A 26,520-nucleotide genomic window follows, 5' to 3' on the forward strand; every position below is an offset into this window, starting at 1 on the left:
CATATTTGGGTTGGCTAGCGGTTATTTTTTATCTTTACAGCAAAACACAACTTTTTTAAATATGAAAATAAACAAACTTATTAAAGTATGCTGTATCTGTCTATTTGCCACATTTTCTGCATTTGCACAGCAAACAGCTCCTGTCTCTAATTACAGTCCATCAGAAGCATTTGGGCCGCTTTTTTATACCCAAAATGGAAATGAATTCCGCTCTGCGATAGGCGCTCCCGGGCCGAAGTACTGGCAAAATAGGGTAGATTATAATATTACCGCCAACTTAGACGATACAAAAAACCAAGTATCTGGAACTGTAACATTAACTTACAAAAACAATAGCCCCGATAAATTGCCTTATTTATGGCTACAGTTAGATCAAAATACCTTCAAGGATAATTCTCGCGGAAAGCAGATCACGCCATCACGCAGCAGGTACGGTGCGCAAGGCGAAAACTTTGATGGAGGCTATCAAATCAAAAATGTTAGTGTATCTCAGAAAGCTGCTGCGGTTAAATTCACTTCATTAATTGAAGATACCCGGATGCAGATCCGCCTGGACCAACCTATGGCAGCAAATGGAGATGTGATTACGATCAAAATGGATTATTCTTATATTGTTCCAAAAGAAGGATCGGATAGGACAGGCCACCTTACAACCAAAAATGGAGAAATTTTCGCTATTGCGCAGTGGTTTCCACGCATGTGCGTATATGATGACGTAATTGGCTGGAACACTTTGCCTTACTGGGGTGGAGGTGAGTTCTACTGTGAGTATGGCGACATTAACTTCGCCATTACTGCCCCGGCTTCTCATATTGTGATGGGTTCTGGAGAATTATTAAATCCAGCAGAAGTGTTTACCGCTACGCAATTGCAGCGTTGGAATGCTGCTAAAAATAGCGATGCTACGGTACATATTCGTACAGAGGCAGAGGTAACTGATCCTGCTTCTCGTCCATCGAAAGACAAATTAACTTGGAAATACAAAATTGTTAATGCCCGTGATGCAGCCTGGGCATCATCTAAAGCCTTTGTGCTTGATGCAGCTCGTATCAATTTACCGAGTGGCAAAAAATCATTGGCAGTATCTGCTCAGCCTGTAGAAAGTAACGGGGTAGATGCTTACGGAAGAGGCGTTGAATATGTTAAAACTACAATAGAACATTATTCTACAAAATGGTTTGAGTATCCTTATCCTATGGCAGTAAACGTAGCCACCAATATCGGCGGAATGGAATATCCTGGTATTGTTTTCTGCGGATGGAAAGCTAAAAAAGGAAGCGCTTGGGGGGTAATCGATCACGAATTCGGTCATACCTGGTTCCCGATGATTGTGGGTTCCAACGAACGTAAATACGGGTGGATGGACGAAGGTTTCAACACGTTTATCAACGGTATTTCTTCTAAAAACTTTAACAATGGCGAATATGCCCAGCGCAAAGCAGACCTTAATGCTATTGGCAAACAGGTAGTAGGAAACCCTAAATATGAAAATATTATGCAAATGCCCGATGGTATGATAGAGCAGAATATTGGAATTAACCTTTATGCTAAACCAGGATGGGGATTAGATATATTGAGAGAGCAAATTTTAGGTGAAGATCGGTTCGACTATGCTTTTCGCCAGTACATTAAAAACTGGGCATTTAAGCACCCAACACCATTCGATTTTTTCCGCTCTATGGAAAATGGCGCAGGAGAAGACTTGGCTTGGTTTTGGAGAAGTTGGTTTTTGAACAGCTGGAAAATGGACCAAGGAATTGGAAATGTAGAGCCAGTAAAACAAGATGGCAATTTAGTTGGCTATACCATTCGCGTAAATAATCTCGAAAAAATGCCTATGCCAATCATCCTTCAGGTGGAAACCAAAAGTGGCAAAAAGGAAATGGTTAAAATTCCTGTAGACGTTTGGATGAAAAATACCACTTGGTTAGTGCGTTTCCCTACAACAGAGGAGGTAGTTTCAGTAACGCTCGATCCGAATAAAGTGTTGCCAGATAGTAATCCGGATAACAACACCTGGACAAGTAAATAACAAAAAATGATATTAAACAAAACCCCAATGACTAGCGTTTTTGGGGTTTTGTTTTGTGGTAGCCTATTAAGACAAACCAAATTAGTAATTTCGCACTATGGCAGAAACGCAAAAGAATAACCCTTTACATGGCATCACCTTAGAAAAAATTGTTACCGATTTGCAGCTGCACTATGGATGGAACAAACTCGGCTCGCTGATTAACATAGATTGTTTTAATAACAACCAAAGCATAAAATCGAGCTTGAATTTTCTTCGCAGGATGCCTTGGGCAAGAAAAAAGGTGGAGGATTTATATCTTGATACTTTTCACAAGTAGCTAAGCATTTTCATCAATTATTTCAAAATCCTTATCTTGACTATCATCACCTATGGATAAAGAAAAGCTAAAATTGTGGTTTAAAAGGGTAGGCCTTGTAGGCTTCCTGTTTTTTCTGGTTAAAGGCATAATTTGGCTTGTTGTAATTTACTTCATCGGTAAAAACGCTACTTAAAAGTAAACAACATGTTTGCTAAAAAATTCCAAACAAAAACAATCAGAATCGCAAAACACTTCGCCAGGTAAAAGTTTGTGCCATTTTTTCGCTGATGAAATAGATAGATGATCAATGTGTTCAAACCCAAACCAATTAAGCTTACGATTAAAAATTTGCTAAATTCTGTGCCCCAATGCGCATTTTTGCTTTGGAAAGTCCAGATTCTGTTGATGAAGTAGTTATTGGTTACGGCTAAGCTAAAACCAATTCCATTTGCAAGATATTTATTTATCCTCATTTTCTCTTTGAAGAACCATGTGGCCCCAAAATCAATCGCCATTCCGAGCAAGCCTGTTAAGCCAAATTTAATGATGCGAAAAACGAGTTCCATGTTAATTGATTTTCACCAGATAGAAGTGTTCTAAAACCTGTGATCGGGTTTTTGCATTGAGAAACTTCCCTGTTAATTTCGTAATATGAAAATATTCAAAAGATTTAATTACTTGCGCATTGTATTGGCTTTTTAACTTAGGCAATTCGCTTTCCGGAACGTAAATAACCAAATCTTTTAGCATTCTATTTCTATCCAAATCGCTATAATTGTAAAAATATTTCACCTCTCCCGGTGCATAGAAATCAAAAGAAAAGGCATCAATATAATTTAGCACTGCTGGTTTCGCTTTCGGATAATGCGCCTTTAGCCAGTTGCCGGCATGCATGCCAGACTGGTATTTCATAATAGCCGGATAAAAGAATAAAAAAAGGAATAAGGCTAAGGTTATTGCTGCGGTTCCACTCCTAGCAATCAAGGTGTTTACCTCTTTTCCTTTGATAAAGATGAATGTAACAATAGCGCCAGCAAGAATTAAGAACATTGATAAATAGTATTGCTCAAAGCCGAAAAAGAACCAAATTACTAGCAACAGAACGAATACTAGCGCAAGGATTATGTTTTGGATGGTACAGATCAGCTTAAGCAATTTCCCATCAAGCTGCTGCAAATACAATGTGGTTATAATTGCAAATTGAGGAAAAATAATAAGGATATAATGTGGTAGTTGAAATTTAGAAAGGGAAAAAATAAAAAAGGTAACGGCCGCACTCGCCCAGATAAAAATACTTTCGGGAGGTAAATTTTCACGGTTCTTTTTTTTGAAAAGATTTACTATCGCCGCGTAAAATAAAATAGACCAAGGTAAAAAAGCCCACAGCGTGGTGTGTAAAAAGAAAGATGGATCTCCCTTACCTTTTATTGGGCCACTGTTAAAGAAACGCCCAAATTGGCTATCCCAAAAGAAGAACTTTAATCCCGATACGCCTGTTCTCTCCAGCACTATTTTTTCTGGATGTAAATCGAACTGAGTGTAAAGTGAGTAGAGCTCTGGCGTAATAAATACCAAGATTAATACCACGGCGATCCACCACTTCGGTTGCCAAAGCTGTTTGTATTGCTTTGTAAATAGCCAATAAAGAATAAAGCCTGCAAATACCGGAATGAGCACGAAAATACCTTTAATCATGATGGCGCATGCGGCAAAGAAAGAGCCGGCAACTATTTGTAAAAATGGGCCGTTGTGCGCCTTGTAATAATGGTAAATGGATGCCAATGTAAACGTGGTGATATAAATTTCTGCCCGAACATCGAAAGTTGAGGTAATAATGTGCAATGCGCTCAAGAAAATCAGCGCACTGATTAATCCTGTTTTTTCACCGTAAATGTCTTTTGCAAGTTTAAATAAATACCAGGCACCAAGTAAGCCAAATAGAAATGATGGTAACTTGTAAGCGAATGAAGAGATGCCAAAGATTTTGAAAGATAATGCTGTTATCCAAAAAGTAAGGTGTGGTTTATCAAGCCAGTCGGCACCGCGACCGTATAAATTAAACCAATCTTTGAAAATAATAATGTTCTTAGACATTGAGGCGTAAAGTGCGCCATCTGGCTCCATCACACCTCCAAACAAGGCCGGAATACTTGCTAAAACAAGTAAAACGATAATAAGTTGATATCTTGTATTTTCCTTTAAATTCATTTTGACTTGAACAAAGATGAGTAAAAAAAAGTCAAATTTATTAATGGTTTCAGTTTAACAGGCGCAAACCACTATCTTTACTGCATGACAAAGTTATCGGTTAACATCAATAAAATTGCCACTTTGCGCAACAGCAGAGGGGGAAACAATCCAGATTTAGTGAAGGTTGCGCTAGATTGTGAACGTTTTGGTGCACAAGGTATTACCGTACACCCACGTCCAGATGAACGTCATATACGTTATCAGGATGTTTACGATCTTAAAGCGGCAATTGCCACTGAATTTAATATTGAAGGTAACTGCCGGGAAGATAAATTTGTTGATTTGGTGTTAGCTAACAAACCTGCCCAGGTAACACTAGTGCCCGATGCTGAAGGTCAAATTACCTCCAACCATGGTTGGGATACCATTAAACACCAAGATTATTTGAAGGAAATGGTAGCCGTTTTTCAAAAGGAAGGAATCCGAGTTTCTATTTTTGTAGATCCGATTGTAGCCATGGTAGACGGTGCATTAGAAACCGGAACAGATAGAATTGAACTATATACCGAGGCTTATGCCCACAACTATTTCGCAGATCGAGAAAAAGCTGTTGTAAATTATGTTGCAGCTGCGCATCAGGCCAATAAGTTAGGATTAGGTATTAATGCCGGGCATGATCTGGATTTGCATAACCTCCATTATTTTGCTCAAAGCATACCAGGTTTATTGGAAGTATCTATCGGGCATGCGTTAATTAGTGATGCGCTTTATTTAGGGCTGGAAACGACTGTTAAAAACTATTTGCACCAGTTATTATAACTTCAGTCTTGCATTGTAGCCTAATAGCTGCCAATCATCACCTCAGCCTACTCAAATTATAAAATCTTATTTGTGAATCGATGTTAAAAGGAATTATCCTTGTTTTTGTTGGCGCCTGTAGTTACGGCATCCTATCCACGTTTGTGAAACTTGCTTATCATGATGGTTATACGCTGGGTGATGTTACAGGCGCACAAGCTCTTTTTGGTGCCGTAATTTTATGGGCACTTTTCATCGTGCAACGTAACATGGCCAACTTTAAGGCTAAGAAAGTTAAATTAATTACCCCTTGGTGGAAAATGTTGCTTGCAGGGACTTGCACAGGCTTGGTAAGCATTTTCTATTATCAATGTGTAAAACTTGTGCCAAATGCGGTTGCCATCATTTTACTTATGCAATTTATATGGATAAGTATTTTACTCGATTTTGTAATTTTCAAAAAAAAACCTAGCGGGATGCAACTTTTCGCGATTTTATTGGTGTTAGGTGGCACGGTGCTGGCTAGTGGAATGGTCGAAGCTAGCATTGCAAGTCTTAACGTAAAGGGAATAATCTTCGGCTTGCTGGCAGCCATTTGCTATGCAGGTTTTTTAATGTTGAATGGTAAGTTAGGCAATGAATACCCTCCATTGCAAAAAAGCGCTTTAATGGTTACAGGTGCCTGTATTCTTATATTCATCATCTTCCCTCCGCAGTTTTTATACAATGGTGCCTTAAATGGTTCGCTGTTAAAATGGGGGCTAATCATTGCCTTTTTTGGTACCGTAATCCCACCCCTATGTTACGCTAACGGTGTTCCTAGAATTGGTACTGCCCTAAGTTCTATTCTAAGTGCCGCCGAGTTACCCGTTGCCGTATTAATGGCTAGTCTGGTTTTGCAAGAGCAGGTTTCGGTTTTAAGGTGGTTAGGTGTGGCAGTAATTTTATCAGCTATGGTTTTGCCAAACCTACAGTACTTAAGAAGAAGTAAGTAGTAAAAAGTGCCAAGGCAGCGATGCTCTGGTAGTTTTAAAGATGCCAGATTGTTTTATGAAATCCATCACTTTAATTCTAATAGCAGAACGCTTAAATTCCATTTTCTTTGATAAAAGTATTGTTTGTCTTAAATGGCATTGCTTATACCCGTAAACGATTTTGGCAGTTAAACTAAATTAGATACCTTTAAATTATAAGTTCAATTCTATGAAAAAATCCATATTCTATATTTTATCATTTCTTATTTTCGGCTTTGCCGGATGTAAAACCAAAACCACTATTAACCAAGATGAAGCTGGTGAGGTAATTACAGATTATTTGAAGGCAAACCCCGAATACAAAACAGCCCGTTTCAATTTTGGAGAAATCAAATTTAATAGCACCGATGAATTATTTGAGCTAGGTAAATACAAATCTTTAGCTAGCAAAGGCCTTGTTACGCTAGATCTAAAAGAAGCTAAGAAACGGTTTCTTTCAAAGGATAGTAGCTTCGTTTACCAGATTAAATTAACAGATAAAGCAAGTCCGTTGGTACTGAAACAGGATAATGATAAAGCCACAGTTAAGGTAGTTGAATATGTTTTAGCGGATGAAAAACCAGTAGATTTTTCACAAGTGAATTCCAGTACAGCAAAGGTAACGGTGTCTTTAAAAATGGTTACCACAGATTTTGAACCCTTCGATAAAAATGCAAATAAGAATAGCAACTTTATCACCAAAACCTATAAATTAAAGCTCGATAAAGAAGAAGGTTGGAAAGTACAGCAATAGAACAAGGACAATGGCTTATGAGTAAGGGCACTATTGATCCTTTTTCTTAACCAACCAGTTTTTTAACTTTTTAAATACATCTACCTTTTTTGGTTTCGGTCTGCCATCATGCGTTAATCCACTGTCGAAGTGTTTTTGCAGTGCTACCGCATACTCGTTTGCGGTTTTATCGGCTAATTTTAATGCAGCGATGAACCTCAAAATGTTATTGTTGAGTGCGCTATTAAATGAAACGGCAAAATATTCGCTGCGCATAATCGGTTTGTCATTCTTGTTAATACAATCAGCACCATTTTCGGCGAAATAATCTACATGATGTATTAGCGGGTTTAACTTCTTTAGTCGCTTGGTTCCTTTTCGCTCATTTCGCCAAGGGTGTTCGTTTTTGTGGAGTTGCGCCAATAGGAATTCCTTCTTCCAAAGCGTAACCTGATGCGACATTAAAAAATCAGAGTTCTGGTTATCTACCGCAGCAATATTAAATCCTTCTATAAATGCTGGCGTTGGTATTGTTTTGTAAACTCCAGCGCTATGGAGCTTAATCTGCTGGCAATTATTCTGCTTTGCGAAATCAAACAATTTGCTAAAAAAGACATCGTTTACGGGCTTGTTCAACCACATATCTTCCTGGAAATAAAGTATCCATTCCTCGTCGATGTTATTTAGAAGGGTAGACAATCGATCTGCCCATTCGCCACGGCCCGATTTGATATTTATGAAACCGTTCACCTCTGCATCCCTAATTTCAGTAGCAAAATAATAACTACATGGAATTTCAAAATTCCAATTTTTTGAAAAGAAAAAATCAAACCCCTCATAAAGGAATGCATAACGGTCGCACGCATGTACCAAAAGGGCAACATTATTTTCAGGCTTGGGCATAGAGGCTATCATGTAATTAATGTGTTCAAAGCTAGTAAAAAGACGACAACACTTTGCGATTCAATATTGATCTTAGTTGGAAAGATTTCCTGGCTAGGTGCGATACGAAGGGAAGAGTATATCGGATTAATAGTTTTAAACAATAATGCATTAAAAAAAAGGCAAACCCATTCATCTCGATGTAACAATTTCTGTAAATAAATTCCATCCGCCCTGCGTAAAAAACAAAGTGAATTAAACCACGAAAATATGACGGTTCCAACGGTTTTTCATGTTTAAAAAGAGGTGCCTTTTTGCTACCTTTGCCCGCAAATTATTATTCATACCCGCATGAGCTTAAATATCCACTACAAGGAAGATTTTCAAAATCGTCACATCGCACCAAATGAGGCAGATACAGCCGAGATGTTGCAAGCTGTCGGCGTAAATTCTATCGATGAGCTGATTGAACAAACTGTTCCTGCAGCGATAAGGTTAAAACAGCCTTTAAATTTGCCCGCAGCGAAATCAGAAACCGAATATCTTGGCGCATTGAAACAAACTTCATTGTTAAATAAGGTTTTCAAAAGCTTTATTGGGCAGGGTTACTATGATACGATAACGCCAGGAGTTATCTTGCGGAATGTATTTGAAAATCCGGGTTGGTACACGCAATATACGCCATACCAGGCAGAGATTGCACAAGGGCGCTTGCAGGCGCTGTTAAATTTCCAAACCATGGTAATTGATTTAACAGGGATGGAGATTGCTAATGCATCTCTGTTGGATGAAGGTACAGCAGCTGCCGAGGCGATGTTTATGCAATATAGCACCCGTAAAAATCAGGCAGCTAAAAAGTTTTTTGTGTCTGAGTTACTTTTCCCTCAAACAATAGATATTTTAAAAACCCGTGCCAATCCTTACGGCATAGAACTGGTGTTAGGTAGCCACATAGATTTTGTTGCAACGGCGGATTTTTTCGGTGCCATTGTGCAATACCCGGCCGGAAGCGGAGAGGTGTTTGATTACAAAGACTTCGCAGCAGCATTACACCAACAGAATATTAAATTAACGGTAGCCGCAGATATATTGAGCCTAACGCTTTTAACCCCTCCAGGCGAATGGGGGGCTGATATCGTAGTCGGAACCACACAGCGTTTTGGCATTCCGATGGGCTTTGGTGGTCCTCATGCAGCATTCTTTGCTACGAAAGATGAATATAAACGATCAATCCCTGGTCGAATTATTGGGGTAACCATAGATAGCCATGGCGACTATGCATTGCGTATGGCCTTGCAAACCCGCGAACAACACATCCGCAGGGATAAGGCTACTTCAAACATCTGTACGGCGCAAGCTTTACTAGCCATCATGGCGGGTTTTTATGCAGCTTATCACGGTCCGAAGGGATTGAAAGCCATTGCAGAACGCACACATGGTTTAGCCGTAAGCTTAGCAAACACATTAAAAAACCTCGGTTACGAGCAATTGAATTCGGCTTATTTCGATACCATTCGCTTCGATTTAGGTGATTTAAAAGGAGGTATTCATGCTTACTGCCTTGACAACGAAATAAATTTAAACTACGTTGGCAACACAGTAACTATCTCTGTTGATGAAACTACTACTTTCGAAGACATCACATTGATTTCGAAAATTTTCGCTAGAGCCAAAGGTATTGCTGGCGACCAAGTAGAGGTTGACGAGAATGTAGAAACGGTAGTACCCGCTGAGTTACAACGTACTTCAGCATACCTCACGCACCCCGTATTTACATCGCACCATTCTGAACACGAAATGTTGCGTTACATTAAGTCATTAGAGGCAAAAGATTTGTCGCTCTGCCACTCGATGATTGCCTTGGGAAGTTGCACAATGAAATTGAATGCTACCGCAGAAATGATTCCGGTTACCTGGTCTCACTTTGGTCGCGTGCATCCATTTGCGCCGGCCGACCAGGTATTGGGTTATTATTCAGTTTTTAACGAGCTAGATAAATGGTTAAGTGAAATAACTGGATTTGCCGCCATGAGCCTGCAGCCTAACGCAGGTGCACAAGGTGAATATGCTGGTTTGATGGTTATTCGTGCTTATCACCACGATAGGGGAGATTTCCACAGAAACGTAGCGTTAATTCCTGCATCTGCTCACGGTACTAACCCTGCATCGGCGGCAATGGCAGATATGAAAATTGTTGTCGTAAAATCTTTGGAAAACGGTAACATCGATGTAGAAGATCTAAAGGCAAAAGCAGAACTTCATAAAGATAATTTATCATGTTTAATGGTTACTTACCCATCTACCCATGGTGTATTTGAAGAAAGTATTATCGAAATCTGCGAAAGCATACACGCCAATGGCGGACAAGTTTATATGGATGGTGCCAATATGAACGCCCAGGTAGGCTTAACAAGCCCTGCCAATATTGGTGCAGACGTTTGCCACCTAAACTTGCACAAAACCTTTTGCATTCCGCATGGAGGTGGAGGGCCTGGTATGGGTCCGATTGGCGTTGCAAAACACTTGGTTCCATATCTTCCTGGTCATGCTGTGGTAGATATCGACAAAGGAAAATCAATTTCAGCAGTTTCTTCAGCCCCATGGGGTTCTGCATCGATATTAATTATTTCGCATGCTTACATCGCCATGATGGGTTCCGATGGATTAACCAATGCAACGAAATATGCTATCTTGAATGCGAACTACATGAAGGCTCGTTTAGAAGAACATTATCCCGTATTGTATTCTGGTGCCAATGGCCGTTGTGCACACGAGATGATTTTGGATTGCCGCTCGTTTAAAGCTTTCGGTATTGAGGTAACAGATATCGCAAAACGATTAATGGATTACGGCTTCCATGCGCCAACGGTTTCTTTCCCAGTTGCAGGAACGCTAATGGTTGAGCCAACTGAGTCTGAGCCAAAACATGAATTAGATCGTTTTTGCGATGCACTAATTGCCATTAAAAAAGAGATAGCTGAAGTTGCAGATGGTACTTTAGACAAAGTGGATAACCCATTGAAGAATGCGCCGCATACTGTTGCTGTAATTACTGCTAACGAATGGGAGCATGCATACAGTCGTCAGACAGCGGCATTCCCATTACCATATGTACTCGAGCGTAAATTTTGGCCATCAGTTGGTCGGGTGAATGATAGCCATGGCGACAGGTCTTTAATTTGTGCTTGTCCGCCGGTAGAAAGTTACCTGGAAGAGATCGTGCCTTAAGACATTTGAAATGAGGTTTGAGGTTTATTGGCTTTAACCAGGCCGTCTATCTCTAGCCGCTAGAAGTTTATTTGTCATTTAATAAACCGAATGATCTGCAGGTTTTATGAATTGATTTCATAAAGCCTGCAGATTTTTTTTGATGCGTGGTTTGCTGCGCAGGGTGCCTGAGTATTATTTTAGGGAGACTCAATCATCATTTCGAGCGTAGCCGAGAAATTTTTTGAAAATGTAAACTGGCCGGGAAGATTTCTCTTGTCCATTGCTTTATGGTTCAGTAAGATGGTTAATAATGTTGCTCTTAGTTGCAATAGCAAATGTTACACTACAAAATACCTACTAGAAGTGGAAAGATTTAAACCTTATTTAAAAGCCCCAAAATGCCACAGATTTCCTGCCGGATCGTGTAAGAAACACTCGCTTCCCCATTCTTCGTTTCTAATGGGCGTAAGCTTAACACCTTTGTATTTTGAAGGTAAATCTAGATCTAGCAAATGGCTGTAGAATAGGTTAACATCTTCAACCTCCATAAAAATCATAGTGTTTTCAATCCAGTCTTTCAGATAGTAATTTTGCAAATAGAAAGCCATATTCCCTGTCTTAAAAACCGACATTTGTTCCCCAAGCTTTGTTTCTTCAAAGCCTAAATCGCGGTAAAAGCTTCTTGATGTTTCAAAACTTTTAGCACCAATAAACGGCCTGATGGATTTTGCGTAGTGATTCATACAATAAAATGCTAAATTAAATAACAATACCTTAAAAATCTTAAAATATGAAAAGAGCCTGAATATTTCCAAATACCAGGCTCTTACGATAAATAATCTAGCTAGATTTAATATTTACCATAAAGTTCTCCATTTGCTTTAACCAGATTCATTAATGGTTCCCATCTAGGATCTTTGTGAAGACCAAATAAATTTACATCCCTTGAGATTAAAACGTAACTAGCAAATTTGCCTTTTTCAACTATTCTTTGTAATTGGATGAAGGCGCTATCAGGCTTATTATTGAGTGCCCAGCAAGTTGCAAGGTTATATCTATCAATTACCTTCGCCTGGTCTTTGTTAGCACGAAAAGCAACTTGATAAAATGGTATTGCCTCCTTATAGTTGCGATTGAGAAACAAATTTTGGGCTAAATCTACATTCTCATTGTATTGATTATTTACAGTTTGAGCGCAAGTAGCAAATTGAAATAAAATGATAAAGTCAAATAGCATAAAAAACTCAATTGCTATTTTTTCTTTTAACCGATTCATAGAAGATAATTCTTTTAATATTTGACTTTGAAAGTGAATCTTTAATTAATTTAATAAACCTTAAAGTGCTTAAGTTAATGCCAGATTCTTCTAACTTACTGCCCGAAAATATTCGTTTGTCTATTACAAAGAGATCCGAATCGCCGATGTTAAAATACGAAATAGCATACTGATTGGAATTAAGGGATTTTGCTAAAATTACATTCTCCAACGGCTGTATCTTGGTATCATTCCCTGGTTTTTTCTGTTGCGCTAAAAGAGATAATGTAACAGATATGAAAAATAGCAAACATGTTATCTTCTTCATTTTAAGGTGTTTTTTTTAGCAAATGTTTTGCATCTCGGTTGAATTATAGGGGCAGAATTTTAGTTGGAAACCTGGGTAATTAGATACATAGCTTGGATCGCTTAAGAGTGGGGTAAAAGTTATGTTTCCGGATTGTAAATCCAAATCTACTGAGCAACATACATAACAACCATCATTGTATAAGACATAAACAAATCCCAATGCTTCTTTCTGCCCTATAGTTTTACTTTTTGAAGCAATAGATAATAAAACACAGAAAGCTAGGCAAATTGTAAAGACACTTTTTTCATTTCTAACGATTTAAGTTCATAAATTTTAAATTTGGGATGAAAAAAATAGGATGAGTATCATAAAGATATATTTTTTAGTTAATAAATCAAAAACAATTTTTCTTCCTTAAACGTAGATAGCAGTATCTCTTTGGCCATTTAAACGGGATTGAAATGGTATACTTTTTTGAGGCAAGTTCTTTAATAACGCAATACCCGATCGCAAAAAAGATTTAATGGAAAGCCCGACTAACAGTAACAGTTACACTGCAATTGCTTTTCAAAAACTTGTTGCAGCTCATTTACAAAAAATAGGTTGTGGTATTAAACCATAAATACCTTACTACAGTCAATACCATGTTTAAAATAAATTAAGTTATTTTTGAAAAAACTTAACATACATCAATAGCAACCAATCTATCTTAAGTATATCTTTGCACCATAAATTAAAAAACTAAAAATGAAATTAAAAATCTCTTCAATCTTTTTATTAGTTGCTGTTGTGGCATTATCGGCCTTCACAACTATTAAACCTGTAAGTTATACAGTAGACGCAGCGAAATCTACTATTACTTGGATTGGTAAAAAAGTAACCGGTTCGCATAACGGAACAATCAATTTACAATCAGGATCGTTAAATGTAGATGGTAAAAAAGTAACTGGTGGAACTTTTACAATCGACATGAATTCGATTAAAGATGCAGACGGTAGCGCTAAATTGGAAGGACACTTAAAGGCTGATGATTTCTTCGGTGTTGCTAAATTTCCAACTTCTACTTTCGTAATTACTAAAGTTGTAGGTGCTGGTGCTAATGTAACCGTTGCGGGTAATTTAACCATTAAAGGCATTACGAAACCATTATCTTTCCCTGCAACTGTAGCAGTTAATGCAGATGGAACTGTTTCTGCTCTAGCTGGTAAAATTACTGTAGACAGAACTAAATACGATATTCGTTACGGTTCTAAATCTTTTTTCGATAGCATTGGCGACAAAGCTATTGATGATAATTTCGAAATTGCCGTAAAATTAGTAGCTAAAAAATAATTATTCCTGTCTCGGAAAGCACAAAGGCCTCGATGAAAATTGAGGCCTTTTTTAGTGCATAAGCTTACTAAATCATCATTGCTAAAGCATATTCCAAAATAAATTTAAACTTAAAAGGATTTGGAAAGCAACTGCAATACAATTATTAACGCTTGCTCCCGCCATTTGCTGCAATCTTTTTGTAACATTCTGTAGTGCTAATCCAAAGTTTCTGTTTTCATTGGTTGCAAATGCTTCGTGCCTCAGCATTACCAACTATCTGGGTAATTGCACACAAAAAGTATTTTCGCGGCTGTCGGGTTTATAAACTCACAAAACTGCACTACACAAAAGTTGCACGGTTGTTAAAAGAGAAAGGCCATCACCCATTTTCGTATATTTGAAAATGAAATTGATAAGGTCAGGCGTAGTTGCAGTTCAGCCTTTAGATAAGAACAGTCGAGCTGCGCTTATCGAATCTTGAATCCGCCCTCGGTTTCATCAACAAAGCCGGTAGCTTGGTCTTTACTATGATAAAACAAGCATTCCCAGTTTTCATCAGCGGCTCTTTTTCCAAATGCTTTCCGTAATTCCATTGCTTTACGCCCATCGAAATCATATTTAGCAATGAAATTTTTTATCAGTTCGCTGGGTTCTGGTAAAACATCCCCGCCAAAAAACACTTTTTGGTTACCCTCAGTTAAGAGGAATACCTGGTGGTTTGGGCAATGCGCTCCAGTAAATTCAAAGGCAATTTCCGGGCTGATGTTGCCATCACCTTCAACAAATTGAAGATCTGCATTACGCTGCAAAAACTCAAAAATATCGGTATGGTAAGAACTTGAAGTGCTACTAAAAGCAGTCTCCCACTCACCACGGTTAATGATGTATGCTGCATCTGGGAAACTGAGTTCGGTTTTATCGCCAAGTTTATGGATCATCCCACCGGAGTGATCGTAGTGCAAGTGCGACATCAAAACCTTCGTAACATCAGTAGGGTCGAAACCCGCATTGCGAATGTTTTTGTGCAAAATAAGTTCACCATGATCATCGCTAAAGCCCAAACCAGTATCAAAAAGCACCAAATCATTATTTAATTCAACCAAAAAAGGTTGCACATTTATAAAAAGAGATGCAGGTCTGTCTTTGTAGCTATGAATAGCAGCATCAAACGGAACAAATTTTTTCGTTGCATCAACAGAATAAGTTCCTTCAAATAGGGTATGAACTTGCAAGGTAATGGAGATTTAAATTAAAAAAGTATATTTACTGTTCGGAAACAAATATAATGGAAAAAAGATGGGTGCTGACATCAAATTGTAATGATGACACGGTAAAGAACATAGCAGAACAACTCAACATAGATCAATCACTGGCGCAGATTTTAGTACAGCGCAACATTTGCAATTTCGATCAAGCGAAACATTTTTTCAGGCCAGAAATTGCTCATCTTCACGATCCTTTTTTAATGAAAGATATGGATCTGGCCATTGAAAGAATTGAAACTGCCCTCGCTAATCATGAAAAGATATTAATTTACGGCGATTACGATGTAGATGGTACCACTTCGGTAGCCCTTGCTTACAGCTTTTTTGCTCAACTTACAACAAGTATAGAATATTACATTCCAGATCGCTATTTAGAGGGTTACGGAATTTCTACAACCGGTATTGATTATGCAAAACAAAATGGCTTTTCGCTCATTATTGCCTTAGATTGCGGTATAAAATCAATTGATAAGGTAGATTACGCAAATGAGTTAGGCATAGACTTTATTATATGCGATCACCATTTACCCGGTGATGATCTTCCGGCTGCGGTAGCAGTGCTCGATCCGAAAAGAGATGATTGTGGCTATCCTTTTAAAGAACTTGCTGGCTGTGGGATTGGCTTTAAATTGGCACAAGCTTATGCCCAGAAACACCATTTAAAGCCAGAAACATATTTGCAATACCTCGATTTGGTAATGGTAAGCATTGCGGCAGATATCGTGCCTGTTGTTGGCGAGAACCGTATTCTTGCTTATTATGGACTAAGAAAACTAAACTCCAATCCTTGCGAGGGCCTCCGTGCTTTAATGGAAGTGTCGGGAAAGACCGAAAATTATACCATTACAGACGTAGTTTTCACGCTTGGGCCGCGTATTAATGCGGCGGGTAGGATAGACCATGCCAAGCATGCGGTAGCCATGTTGCTATGCCAGGTTGATAGCAACTCTTTGGAGCAAAGTGAAATGATAAACCTTAAGAATACCGAGCGTAAAACATACGATCAAGATATCACCAGGGAGGCATTAGCCTTGATCGGAGATAGCGAGGTACTCATCAATAGGAAAACAACAGTTGTATTTAACGAGAATTGGCATAAGGGGGTTATCGGAATTGTAGCCTCCAGGTTAACAGAGAAATATTATCGTCCAACCATTGTTCTAACTAAGTCCAACGGCCATGTAGCCGGTTCTTGTCGCTCTGTTATCGGTTTCGATTTATATGAGGCTTTGAGTGGCTGTGCAAATCTGCTCGATCAATATGGCGGGCATAAATTTGCTGCTGGTTTGACCATGCAAGAACAAAATGTAACTGCATTTGCAGATAAATTCGAGGAAATCGTATCAGCATCAATTACAGAAGAGCAACTTACGCCCATGATTAAAATTGATGCAGAAATTGATCTGTCGCAAATTGATGGGAAATTTTATCGCGTATTGGCACAAATGGGTCCATTTGGTCCGGAAAATATGGCGCCGGTTTTTGTAAGCCACAATGTTTATCTCGATCGGGCGGCAATGGCTGTTGGTGCAAATCACTTAAAAATTAATGTAAAACAACAAAATTCCCCTACTTTTGAAGGCATAGCATTTGGCCTGGCAGAATTTCAAAATATTTTACAACCAAAAGTTCCATTTTCTGTTTGTTATACGTTAGAGGAAAATGTTTGGAGAGAAAAAAGGCGTCTCCAGTTAAATATAAAAGGAATAAAAGTAAATTAACTGGCGTAAGCATGCCACATACTTTTTATCTTTTAAACATAAGATGCAAGTACGAAAGCCGCTTATCCGCTAATAATACTGATCGAAATGCTAGGTCAAGAAAATAAATAACACGAATGATATTAAGGGCCGAAAATCTGGTTAAAAAATATAAGCAACGTACGGTTGTGAATGATGTCTCTTTCAGTGTAAGTCAGGGAGAAATTGTAGGACTTTTGGGGCCGAATGGAGCAGGTAAAACTACTTCGTTTTATATGATTGTTGGGCTAATAAAACCCAATGAAGGTCGTATTTTCTTGGAAGGGGAAGATATTACTGAAGACGCCATGTATCGCAGGGCCCAAAAGGGTATCGGTTACTTGGCACAAGAAGCTTCGGTTTTTAGAAAACTAACTGTAGAAGATAACATTCTTGCCATCTTAGAAATGAGCCAGCTGAGTAAAGCGGAGCAAAAAGATAAGCTAGAAGAACTTATTAACGAGTTTAGCTTAAACAAGGTGCGCAAAAACCGTGGCGATCTACTCTCTGGTGGCGAAAGGCGTAGAACAGAGATTGCTCGTGCTTTGGCGGCAAACCCTAATTTTATTTTATTGGATGAGCCTTTTGCAGGGGTCGACCCAATTGCAGTAGAAGAAATTCAAAGCATTGTAGCAAAACTAAAGCATAAAAATATCGGCATTTTAATAACCGACCATAACGTACAAGAAACGCTTTCCATTACCGATCGGGCTTATTTGCTTTTTGAAGGAAAGATCTTAGAACAAGGTGAACCAGAAGTGTTAGCAGAGAATGAAATGGTAAGAAAAGTTTACCTGGGTGCTAATTTTGTACTAAAACGTAAGAAGTTTGATATTTAATATTACCCACGATTTGGGAGGACTGGTTGCAAGTGAACGGTGGCTGCCAACTTGGTTGAAATTAGCCGCTGCAGAAGATACAAACATCCTAATAATCTGTGGCAAAAAATAATTATGGCATTTGTAAATTCAATTTTTACGTGGTTAATGAAAAAGCGGATTCATCAGATCGAGCTTTTTATGAAGTACCCCTATGATGTACAAGCAGAATGGTTCCATAATTTAATAGATAGTGCAGCACATACAGAATGGGGAAAAAAGTATGATTACAAAACCATCCTCACGCCCAAGCAATATCAAAAGCGGGTGCCCATTCAAAATTACGATACCTTAAAGCCTTATATCGAAAGGATGCTGGCGGGTGAGCAAAATATCCTTTGGCCATCAGATATCAAATGGTTTGCAAAATCATCCGGAACTACCAGCGATAGAAGTAAGTTTATTCCAGTATCTGAAGAAAGTTTAACAGAATGCCATTTCAAAGGTGGTAAAGATATGCTTTCCATCTACTGCAACAACCGCCCAAATAACCAAATGTTTACAGGTAAGGGTTTAGTATTAGGGGGCAGTCATCAGGTAAATCAATTAAACGAAGATTGTTTTTACGGAGATTTATCAGCTGTGCTGATTAAAAATCTTCCGATTTGGGCCGAGTATTACCGAACGCCAGACATGTCTATTGCCCTCATGGACAATTATGAGGTGAAAATGGATCGAATGGCAGAGGCTACGGTTAACGAAAATGTAACCAGTATTTCTGGTGTTCCTACCTGGACCATTGTATTGGCTAAGAAGGTTTTAGCCCTTACAGGAAAACAAAATCTGTTGGAGGTTTGGCCCAACCTTGAAGTATATATTCATGGCGCAGTAAATTTTGGCCCTTACCGCGAACAGTTTAAGCAACTCATCCCATCTACAGAGATGTATTATCTCGAAACGTACAACGCTTCTGAAGGGTTTTTTGGTATTCAAGATCAAGACAATTCAGATGAAATGCTGTTGATGTTAGATTATGGTATTTTCTATGAATTTATCCCCATGGAAAATATTGGCGAAGATAACCCAAAGGCTTTGTTGTTAGGGGAGGTAGAATTGAATAAAAATTATGCCATCGTAATCTCTACTAATGGAGGCCTCTGGAGATATATGATTGGCGATACCATTCATTTCACATCATTATCTCCGTACCGAATCAAGATTACTGGCAGAACCAAGCATTTTATTAATGCTTTTGGCGAAGAGGTGATCATCGATAATGCAGAACAGGCGCTCGCAAAGGCTTGTCAGCAAACTGGCGCAGAAATTAAAGACTATACTGCAGGTCCGATTTATTTTAAAGGTGAACAAGCCGGCGGACATGAATGGATTATAGAGTTCGATAAGCAACCAGGTGATTTTGAGAAATTTGTCGACATAATGGACCAAACATTACGAGAGGTGAATTCTGATTATGATGCAAAGCGGTTTAAGGACATGGCACTTTGCAGGCCCAAAGTACACAACGCACCAGAAGATACTTTTTATAACTGGCTTAAAGCAAAGAATAAACTTGGCGGGCAACATAAGGTGCCGCGTTTAGCCAATGAGCGAAAATATGTAGATGATATTCTGGAGATGTTGAGAACAGCCAATTCGTAATACCCCTTATTCTGGCCGATAATTTGTAAAGCAATAACCATGAAATTGAGCAGGCAAGAGATTTTAGATTTTTTTAGGAAATCGGAAAACAGGGCAACAGTATTGTTAAAAGACAAGAAGAAAGCAAATAGTGCCATCAAGGAAGCACTAGGCAAAGCGGTTTCCAACCGTGGAGACCTCGATGGAATATGGAACAAAATGCAAGTCCTGTTCTCTATCGCAAAAGACTACATTAATGGAGAGTATACTGAGATTCCAAAAAGATCAATTGTGGCTATACTTGGTGGGTTGTTGTATTTTCTTTCGCCTATAGATGTGGTGCCAGATTTTATCCCATTATTAGGCTTTGTTGATGATATTTTTGTGCTTAACTTGGTATATAAACAAGTTTTAAAAGACCTGGAAAAATACAACGCCTGGAAAGCCAGTAAAATGATTACTCTAAATGGGACAACAAGTTAACTTATTAGATTGGCTTAGTGATCACCTTTTGGCCTGCCCGCTAAAGGCAAATTTTGGTATAGATTGCCCGGGATGTGGGTTCCAACGCTCGGTAATTTCTATCTTTAGAGGTGAGTTTTTCACTTCAGTTAAACTCTACCCGGCAACATTTCCGCTAATTTTTATTGGTCTGTTTTTGCTTTTGCACCTAAAATATAATTTCAATTTTGGTGCGAGTTTGATTAAAATAATGGCAATTCTTATTGCCGTAATTATTTTAATCAATTACATTTACAAGATATACAACCATCAACTAACAGCTTAACATATATGGAAACGGAAAATTCTCAAGACAATTCAGCCCAACAACATTCAGATCAACCTACGCCGTTGCAAAACCAAGGCGGTTCATTTACAAATAGCACAACAGGTACGCCGCCGCCATTTCAGCAGCAACCACCTTTTGGTCAGTTCGGCGGGGGTTTCGGACAGCAAAATCTTCCTAACGCCGTTGTGGCATTAGTTCTCGGGATTCTGGCTATTCCATCGTGCTGTTTCTATGGCATATTTGGTTTAATCTTTGGCATAATTGCGTGGGTACTTGGCGCTGGTGACGTGAGAAGATATCACCAAAATCCTGGAGTTTACACCGAATCTTCCTATAAGAACGCAAAGGCAGGCAAAATTTGCGGTATGGTGGCTACCATTTTAAGTGCACTTACTATCATTTTTGTAGTGCTAGCCATTGTTGGTGCCATATCAAATCCAGATATCTATGATCGCATTATCAGAGATATGAAATAATTCACCTAACATTATTTTACCTTAAAAATATAAATCGGATGGTGAACGCCATCCGATTTTGTTATTTTTGTAGGATTAAAATTGTAAATAAAAACTAACGATAATGTATCCAGAATATTTAGTAGAACCAATGCGTAAGGAATTAACTAACGTAGGTTTTGAAGAATTAAAAAATGCCGAAGACGTAGATCAGGCGATTAAAGGTGAAGGAACGGTATTGGTTGTGGTAAACTCTGTTTGTGGTTGTGCGGCAGCCAATGCACGCCCGGCAGCAAGAGCAGCAGCAGCACACGAGAAACACCCTAACAAATTGGTAACTGTTTTCGCAGGAATGGAAAAAGAGGCGGTTGATAAGGCAAGAAGTTATATGATGCCTTTTCCTCCATCATCTCCAGCTATGGCTTTATTTAAAGATGGTAAATTGGTTCACATGATCGAACGCCACCAAATTGAAGGCCGACCAGCACAGATGATTGCTGATAACCTGATTGGTGCTTTTGAGCAATATTGCTAATTGAAGCCAAATTTTAATAGATTACATTGGCTTATTCGCCATTAGCCAGTGTAATCATTTTGAATGATGAGCATTAAAAATCCTTATTGAGCAATTTTTCAAGCTCACCGAAAGACACATTCATTCTTACCCTGCCTTGTTTGGCATAAGATATTTCCCCTGTTTCTTCAGAAACTATTACAGCTACTGCATCGGTAGTTTCAGACACGCCAATGCCTGCTCTATGCCTCAGGCCAAATTGAGATGGCAATTGATCGTTATCTGTTAATGGCAAAATACAACTGGCGCTTTTAATCTTGTTTTCAGATATAACTACAGCCCCGTCATGCAATGGACTGTTTTTTTGGAAGATACTCTCCAGCAATCGCTTAGATATTTTAGCATCTACTACTTCGCAGCTATTTGCAAAAAACTGCTCGTCGTAAAACTTTACAAAAACCATTAAAGCCCCGGTGCGGGTTTTCTTCATCGTTTTACAGGCATCTATAATTGGTTTAATTCTCGCCAGATTATTTCTTTCGATTTCTTTTCTCCCAAATAAATAGCCCCACCAGGCTTTGTTTTTTTGCAGAAAAGCATTTTTTCCGATAAGTAATAAGAACCTGCGTATTTCCGGGTGAAAAATAACAATCAGTGCGATAATCCCTACACTCATAAATTTTTCTATAATGGTAGTAAGGAGCTCCATCTGCAAACCTTTTACTATCCAATAGAAAACAGTTATAATAAACATCCCAACCAGGAGGTTTACGGCTAAAGTGTTGCGTATAAGCGTATAAACATAGTAAATTAACAACGCCACTAAGACGATGTCAACAACATCAGTTGCCGATACTTTAAGAAAATCGAAATCAAATCCTTTCATTGATGGCAAGATACTAAAGATTAATAACGGTTAAAAGTATATATCGCTTAAAACCCTAAAGTTATTATTTACCTATTTATTGTTGTTCAAGGACTTCTAGGAGCTTAATGCATTCCATTGCTTCGGTAACATCGTGAACCCGCAAAATGGAGGCGCCTTTCTGGAGGGCAATGGTGTTTAGTACTGTTGTACCATTCAATGCACCTGCAGCAGTAGTTTCTAGTGTTTTATAGATCATCCCCTTACGCGAAACGCCAACAAGAATCGGAAGGTTAAATGCTTGAAATGCTTCCATTTCATTCAAGAGTTTATAATTCTGTTTTAAGGTTTTGCCAAAACCAAAACCAGGATCAATCAAAACATCATGGATATTTAGCGCCCTTAACTCGGCGATTTTTTGAGCGAGATAATCAAATATATCTAATGTTACGTCCTTATAAACCGGGTTTTTTTGCATGTTTTGAGGAGTGCCTTGCATGTGCATCATAATATATGGAACCCGTAACCGAGCCACAGTTTTAAACATCGATGCGTCCATATCACCAGCCGATATATCATTAATCATCGCGGCGCCTGCGGAGATGCATTCTTCAGCAACCTGAGCCCTAAAAGTATCAATCGACATGGCCAGTTTAGGAAATTCGCTTACCAGAGCCTCCACAACTGGAACTACGCGATCTGCCTCTTCATTAGCAGAAATGTCGGTTGCACCAGGGCGGGAAGAATAACCCCCCACATCAATAAAAGTTGCGCCTTTATTTAAAAAATCTGTCGTTTTCGCTAACGCATCGTCAATACTTTTTGTTCTACTGGCATGATGAAAAGAATCTGGCGTGATGTTTAAAATTGCCATTACTTTTGGTTTACTCAAATCGTACAACTCTCCCTTAATGTTGATGCTTTGCTTAGGTTTAAAAAAGATTTTTTCTGACATAATAAACCCTTCCGGGATTTGTGTTTCGCTTTAAAAATGTATCTTTAGCTTTTGTTTTTTCTAGACAAAAGTACACTAAAACTTAATAAATATTGGCTTTGGCACAAACAAATACCGCTGTAGAATTTGATGAAGTGATTGCAGTATGCAGATCATTATTTTTAAAAAAAACTAAAGATTATGGTACTGCATGGCGTATTTTGAGACCTAGTTCTATTACCGATCAGTTATTTATTAAGGCACAGCGCATTCGTACGCTCGAAGACAAGAAGGTGAGCAAAGTTGGCGAAGGAATCACTCCAGAATATATCGGTATTGTAAATTACTGTGCTATCGCTATGATGCAATTAGAACTTACCGAAACAGATCCAAATGAGCTACCATATGAGCAGGTTGAAACCCTGTTTGAGGCAAAAATTGCAGAAACGAAAGATTTGATGTTTGCCAAAAATCATGATTATGGAGAAGCTTGGAGAGATATGCGAATTAGCTCTTTAACTGATTTAATTTTGATGAAAATTTTTAGAGTAAAACAAATCGAAGACAATGAGGGGCAAACACTCGCATCAGAAGGGGTGAAAGCAAATTACCAAGATATGCTAAACTATGCCGTTTTTGCTTTGATAAAACTTGGTGTTAAATAAGATAATGAAAAAAACAGTTTTAAGCTTTTCCCGATTTTTTGTAGGTATATTATTTGTGTTTTCTGGCTTGATAAAAGCCAATGATCCGCTCGGGTTTGGCTATAAGCTGCAAGAATACTTCGAAGTATTTCATTTAGATTTCTTGAACCCAATGGCCGCCGGGATAGCCATCCTCCTATGCACATTAGAAATTGTGCTAGGCATGTTGCTCATCCTTGGTTTTTGGAGCAGGAAAGTTACATGGGGTTTGTTGGCGTTAATTGTCTTTTTTACTTTACTTACTTTTGTTTCAGCCGCGTTCAAAGTAGTTACCAGTTGCGGTTGCTTTGGCGATGCTATTCCATTAACTCCTTGGCAATCTTTCGGTAAAGACCTAATCTTGTTATTGTTAATTATAATTCTATTCCTCAACAGAGATTTAATCAAACCAATTTATAAAAAGGAGGGTACTCAGCGCAATATCACATTCCTTATCGTATTAATTTCATTTGGGTTTGGTTTGTATACCTATAACGTGTTACCAGTAATCGATTTTTTGCCATACAAAGTTGGCGCCCATATCCCATCATTGATGATTATCCCGGAAGGGGAGAAGCCCGATGAGTATGAAATTATGTATCACCTAAAAAACAAGAAAACAAACGACGAAAAGGATATGAGCGATAAAGCATATCTTAAAACGGAAATTTGGAAGGATGAAAATTGGGAGATTATTGGCGAGCCAACCAAAAGGTTAGTTAAAAAAGGCTTCGAGCCAAAAATAAAAGATTTAAATATTACTGATGCATCGGGCACGGATTACACCAAAGAAATTATAGAAAATCCTTACTACAGTTTAATTATTGTCGCCTACGATTTAAAAAATACCAATAAAAATGCGATTGGAAAGTTGAATGCAATTGCCATAAACGCTACACAACAGTTTAACATTCGCACGGTGTTATTAACCGCTAATTCTGCTCAGGATGCTGAGGTTTTTGTCAAAGAAAATAATCTGTTTTCGGAAGTTTTTTACGCTGATGCGGTTCCATTGAAGAGTATGGTAAGGGCGAATCCGGGCATCCTGTTGCTTAAGAACGGAGTTGTTGTAAATAAATGGCATAACCACAACATGCCAACATTCGATCAGTTAAGCAGAAAATATTTCGATAAGCAATGATAGTTTATGCAGTAAAAAAGCTCTTATACGGTTTGCTGGTAATGATTGGCGTTATCCTGGTGGTTTTTGTGCTTTTTAATATTCTGCCCGGCGACCCTGCCCGAATGACGATGGGACAACGCTCAGACGTGCAGTCGTTAGAGGCTGTTCGTAAAGAATTCGGGCTTGATAAATCTAAACCAGAACAACTCATTTTTTATTTAAACGATCTTTCGCCGATAAGCGTAGTCAAAAATGATAGCGCTACAAAAGCGAAATACCACTACATTAAGATTGTCGGTTCTGCTTCGAAAGCGTTAGTGCTAAAATGGCCATACCTCCGCAGTTCATACCAAACAAAACGAGATGTCACAGCTATTTTATCAGAAACTGTTCCAAACACATTTGTTCTTGCGCTAACTGCGATGATTTTTGCCACCGTTATTGGGGTAGTGCTTGGTACATTATCTGCTGTTTACAAAGATACCTGGATAGATAAAAGTGCAAATGCGTTTGCCATATTAGGAATTTCTGCCCCTTCATTTTTTGCTGGGATCATTATTGCCTGGGTATTTGGCTTCTTGCTAAGCGATTATACCGGTTTAAAAATGAATGGAAGTTTATATTCTTATGATCCTTTTCATGGTGAGATTTTAACTTTAAGAAATTTGTGGTTACCGATGATCACGCTTGGATTAAGGCCACTTGCCATTATTGTGCAACTCACAAGGAGTGCTATGCTTGATGTATTGTCTCAGGATTATATCCGCACAGCACGGGCAAAGGGTTTAAGTAGAAATGCAATTATCTATAAGCATGCACTTAGAAATGCGCTCAATCCGGTTGTTACCGCTATATCGGGTTGGTTTGCATCACTGTTAGCAGGTTCCTTTTTTGTAGAATATATCTTCGGTTACAATGGCTTGGGCAGAACCACCGTGGCCGCATTGGAAATGTCTGATTTTCCGGTGGTAATGGGTTCAATATTATTTATCGCTTTCGTTTTCGTTGTAATTAATATCTTAGTTGATGTTCTTTATGCATACATCGATCCACGAGTAAAATTGAACTAAGTTTTATGCGCTGCAATAAAAATAACATAACAGCATGATTGAGTTGGCAACTGATAATAAGCACGAACCACTAGGGAAAATCTTTTTGGTAGGCTATATGGGCTGCGGGAAAAGTACCAAAGCAAGGCAGCTTGGCCAGCGGTTAAACTGTAAGGTAATTGATTTAGATGCCGAGATTGTGCTGAAATCCGGAAAAACCATAGCGGAATATTTTGAGTTATTTGGAGAAAGTGGTTTTCGGGATTTTGAGCGTGAAATATTGCACAGTTTCGATTATCCCGAACAATGTGTAGTGGCCACTGGCGGAGGTTTGCCTTGCTTTTTTGATAACATGGAATGGATGAATGCGGTTGGCACAACTGTCTACCTGGAAATGGAGCCTAAAACATTGGTATCCAGGTTACACAACCGACAAAAAAGGCCGCTCATAAAAGACCTGGATGATGCTCAGTTGCTGGATTTTATCAACGTTAAGTTAAAGGAAAGAAATCCATATTATAAAAAGGCTCAAATTATTGTGGATGCATTTGATCTGGATGGCGAAAAGTTAGAAAAAGCCATTACAGGTAAACGCCGGATCTAAAGTTC

At 38.6% G+C, this 26,520-nt stretch carries 27 protein-coding genes; 18 read left to right on the forward strand and 9 right to left on the reverse strand.

Annotated features, from left to right (window positions below):
• Positions 1-61 precede the first annotated feature (61 nt).
• Both OQ268_RS16900 and OQ268_RS17910 read left to right on the forward strand, forming a co-directional pair.
• Positions 62-2,032, forward strand: a complete 1,971-nt coding sequence (locus tag OQ268_RS16900; protein ID WP_265857888.1) for a M1 family metallopeptidase — start codon at positions 62-64, stop codon at positions 2,030-2,032.
• A gap of 97 nt (positions 2,033-2,129) precedes the next feature.
• Positions 2,130-2,351, forward strand: a complete 222-nt coding sequence (locus tag OQ268_RS17910) for a VF530 family protein (RefSeq protein WP_265857889.1) — start codon at positions 2,130-2,132, stop codon at positions 2,349-2,351.
• 167 nt (positions 2,352-2,518) lie between these two features.
• Here the strand turns inward: OQ268_RS17910 and OQ268_RS16910 are convergent, their stop codons facing one another.
• Positions 2,519-2,899, reverse strand: coding sequence for a GtrA family protein (locus OQ268_RS16910; protein WP_265857890.1), 381 nt, complete (start codon positions 2,897-2,899; stop codon positions 2,519-2,521).
• A 1-nt stretch (position 2,900) separates the two neighbouring features.
• Positions 2,901-4,541 (reverse strand): ArnT family glycosyltransferase, encoded by a 1,641-nt coding sequence (locus OQ268_RS16915; RefSeq protein WP_265857891.1) that lies wholly within the window; start codon positions 4,539-4,541, stop codon positions 2,901-2,903.
• 84 nt (positions 4,542-4,625) lie between these two features.
• On the opposite strand from OQ268_RS16915, the gene OQ268_RS16920 reads away from it, so the two are divergent.
• From OQ268_RS16920 to OQ268_RS16930, 3 genes are all read left to right on the forward strand, one after another.
• Positions 4,626-5,342, forward strand: coding sequence for a pyridoxine 5'-phosphate synthase (locus OQ268_RS16920; protein ID WP_265857893.1), 717 nt, complete (start codon positions 4,626-4,628; stop codon positions 5,340-5,342).
• An 80-nt stretch (positions 5,343-5,422) separates the two neighbouring features.
• Positions 5,423-6,316: an EamA family transporter gene (locus tag OQ268_RS16925; protein ID WP_265857894.1), complete on the forward strand. Its 894-nt coding sequence runs from the start codon at positions 5,423-5,425 to the stop codon at positions 6,314-6,316.
• Between the two features lie 208 nt (positions 6,317-6,524).
• Positions 6,525-7,088 (forward strand): hypothetical protein, encoded by a 564-nt coding sequence (locus OQ268_RS16930; RefSeq protein ID WP_265857895.1) that lies wholly within the window; start codon positions 6,525-6,527, stop codon positions 7,086-7,088.
• Between the two features lie 30 nt (positions 7,089-7,118).
• Here OQ268_RS16930 and OQ268_RS16935 read toward each other — a convergent pair whose 3' ends face one another.
• Positions 7,119-7,970: a hypothetical protein gene (locus OQ268_RS16935; RefSeq protein WP_265857896.1), complete on the reverse strand. Its 852-nt coding sequence runs from the start codon at positions 7,968-7,970 to the stop codon at positions 7,119-7,121.
• 330 nt (positions 7,971-8,300) lie between these two features.
• On the opposite strand from OQ268_RS16935, the gene gcvP reads away from it, so the two are divergent.
• Positions 8,301-11,177 carry an aminomethyl-transferring glycine dehydrogenase gene (gene gcvP / locus OQ268_RS16940; protein ID WP_265857898.1) on the forward strand — a complete coding sequence of 959 codons (2,877 nt, stop codon included), beginning with the start codon at positions 8,301-8,303 and terminating at the stop codon, positions 11,175-11,177.
• A 362-nt stretch (positions 11,178-11,539) separates the two neighbouring features.
• Here gcvP and OQ268_RS16945 read toward each other — a convergent pair whose 3' ends face one another.
• The 3 genes from OQ268_RS16945 to OQ268_RS16955 all read right to left on the reverse strand — a co-directional run bounded on the left by OQ268_RS16945 (position 11,540) and on the right by OQ268_RS16955 (position 12,742).
• Positions 11,540-11,902, reverse strand: a complete 363-nt coding sequence (locus OQ268_RS16945; RefSeq protein ID WP_265857900.1) for a VOC family protein — start codon at positions 11,900-11,902, stop codon at positions 11,540-11,542.
• Positions 11,903-12,009: 107 nt separating this feature from the next.
• The gene (locus OQ268_RS16950; RefSeq protein ID WP_265857901.1) at positions 12,010-12,435 is read right to left on the reverse strand and encodes a hypothetical protein; all 426 of its coding nucleotides are present in this window, start codon (positions 12,433-12,435) and stop codon (positions 12,010-12,012) included.
• Complete coding sequence (locus OQ268_RS16955) at positions 12,404-12,742, reverse strand: hypothetical protein (protein WP_265857903.1); 339 nt, start codon at positions 12,740-12,742, stop codon at positions 12,404-12,406. Before OQ268_RS16955 ends, OQ268_RS16950 begins: the two co-directional genes overlap by 32 nt.
• Positions 12,743-13,471: 729 nt before the next feature.
• Between OQ268_RS16955 and OQ268_RS16960 the strand changes: the two genes are divergently transcribed.
• Positions 13,472-14,056 carry a YceI family protein gene (locus tag OQ268_RS16960; RefSeq protein ID WP_265857905.1) on the forward strand — a complete coding sequence of 195 codons (585 nt, stop codon included), beginning with the start codon at positions 13,472-13,474 and terminating at the stop codon, positions 14,054-14,056.
• Positions 14,057-14,505: 449 nt separating this feature from the next.
• On the opposite strand, the gene OQ268_RS16965 is transcribed toward OQ268_RS16960, so the two are convergent.
• The gene (locus OQ268_RS16965; RefSeq protein WP_265857907.1) at positions 14,506-15,270 is read right to left on the reverse strand and encodes an MBL fold metallo-hydrolase; all 765 of its coding nucleotides are present in this window, start codon (positions 15,268-15,270) and stop codon (positions 14,506-14,508) included.
• 53 nt (positions 15,271-15,323) lie between these two features.
• On the opposite strand from OQ268_RS16965, the gene recJ reads away from it, so the two are divergent.
• From recJ to OQ268_RS17000, 7 genes are all read left to right on the forward strand, one after another.
• Complete coding sequence (gene recJ, locus OQ268_RS16970) at positions 15,324-17,024, forward strand: single-stranded-DNA-specific exonuclease RecJ (RefSeq protein WP_265857909.1); 1,701 nt, start codon at positions 15,324-15,326, stop codon at positions 17,022-17,024.
• 116 nt (positions 17,025-17,140) lie between these two features.
• Positions 17,141-17,881: an LPS export ABC transporter ATP-binding protein gene (lptB, locus tag OQ268_RS16975; protein WP_265857910.1), complete on the forward strand. Its 741-nt coding sequence runs from the start codon at positions 17,141-17,143 to the stop codon at positions 17,879-17,881.
• Positions 17,882-17,995: 114 nt separating this feature from the next.
• A complete protein-coding gene (locus tag OQ268_RS16980; RefSeq protein ID WP_265857913.1) occupies positions 17,996-19,519 on the forward strand; it encodes a GH3 auxin-responsive promoter family protein in 1,524 nt (507 codons plus the stop codon).
• A gap of 39 nt (positions 19,520-19,558) precedes the next feature.
• Positions 19,559-19,981: a YkvA family protein gene (locus tag OQ268_RS16985; protein ID WP_265857915.1), complete on the forward strand. Its 423-nt coding sequence runs from the start codon at positions 19,559-19,561 to the stop codon at positions 19,979-19,981.
• A complete protein-coding gene (locus OQ268_RS16990; protein WP_265857917.1) occupies positions 19,965-20,285 on the forward strand; it encodes a DUF2752 domain-containing protein in 321 nt (106 codons plus the stop codon). Before OQ268_RS16985 ends, OQ268_RS16990 begins: the two co-directional genes overlap by 17 nt.
• 5 nt (positions 20,286-20,290) lie before the next feature.
• Entirely contained in the window at positions 20,291-20,764 is a 474-nt protein-coding gene (locus OQ268_RS16995; RefSeq protein WP_265857919.1) for a CCC motif membrane protein, read from the forward strand.
• Positions 20,765-20,867: 103 nt separating this feature from the next.
• The gene (locus tag OQ268_RS17000) at positions 20,868-21,278 is read left to right on the forward strand and encodes a BrxA/BrxB family bacilliredoxin (RefSeq protein ID WP_265857921.1); all 411 of its coding nucleotides are present in this window, start codon (positions 20,868-20,870) and stop codon (positions 21,276-21,278) included.
• Between the two features lie 73 nt (positions 21,279-21,351).
• On the opposite strand, the gene cdaA is transcribed toward OQ268_RS17000, so the two are convergent.
• Both cdaA and folP read right to left on the reverse strand, forming a co-directional pair.
• Positions 21,352-22,143, reverse strand: a complete 792-nt coding sequence (cdaA, locus tag OQ268_RS17005) for a diadenylate cyclase CdaA (RefSeq protein ID WP_265857923.1) — start codon at positions 22,141-22,143, stop codon at positions 21,352-21,354.
• Between the two features lie 76 nt (positions 22,144-22,219).
• The gene (gene folP, locus OQ268_RS17010; RefSeq protein ID WP_265857924.1) at positions 22,220-23,077 is read right to left on the reverse strand and encodes a dihydropteroate synthase; all 858 of its coding nucleotides are present in this window, start codon (positions 23,075-23,077) and stop codon (positions 22,220-22,222) included.
• Positions 23,078-23,169: 92 nt separating this feature from the next.
• On the opposite strand from folP, the gene OQ268_RS17015 reads away from it, so the two are divergent.
• The 4 genes from OQ268_RS17015 to OQ268_RS17030 are packed head-to-tail and all read left to right on the forward strand — an operon-like array spanning position 23,170 to position 26,515.
• Positions 23,170-23,721: a DUF1599 domain-containing protein gene (locus OQ268_RS17015; protein WP_265857926.1), complete on the forward strand. Its 552-nt coding sequence runs from the start codon at positions 23,170-23,172 to the stop codon at positions 23,719-23,721.
• 4 nt (positions 23,722-23,725) lie between these two features.
• Entirely contained in the window at positions 23,726-24,880 is a 1,155-nt protein-coding gene (locus OQ268_RS17020) for a BT_3928 family protein (protein ID WP_265857929.1), read from the forward strand.
• A complete protein-coding gene (locus OQ268_RS17025; protein ID WP_265857931.1) occupies positions 24,877-25,932 on the forward strand; it encodes an ABC transporter permease in 1,056 nt (351 codons plus the stop codon). The genes OQ268_RS17020 and OQ268_RS17025 overlap by 4 nt, the downstream gene beginning before the upstream one ends.
• Positions 25,933-25,966: 34 nt before the next feature.
• A complete protein-coding gene (locus OQ268_RS17030; RefSeq protein ID WP_265857933.1) occupies positions 25,967-26,515 on the forward strand; it encodes a shikimate kinase in 549 nt (182 codons plus the stop codon).
• Positions 26,516-26,520 lie beyond the last annotated feature (5 nt).

Origin of the sequence: Pedobacter sandarakinus, from assembly GCF_026240095.1 — a bacterium.
In the GTDB taxonomy this organism is placed as follows: Bacteria; Bacteroidota; Bacteroidia; order Sphingobacteriales; family Sphingobacteriaceae; genus Pedobacter; species Pedobacter sandarakinus.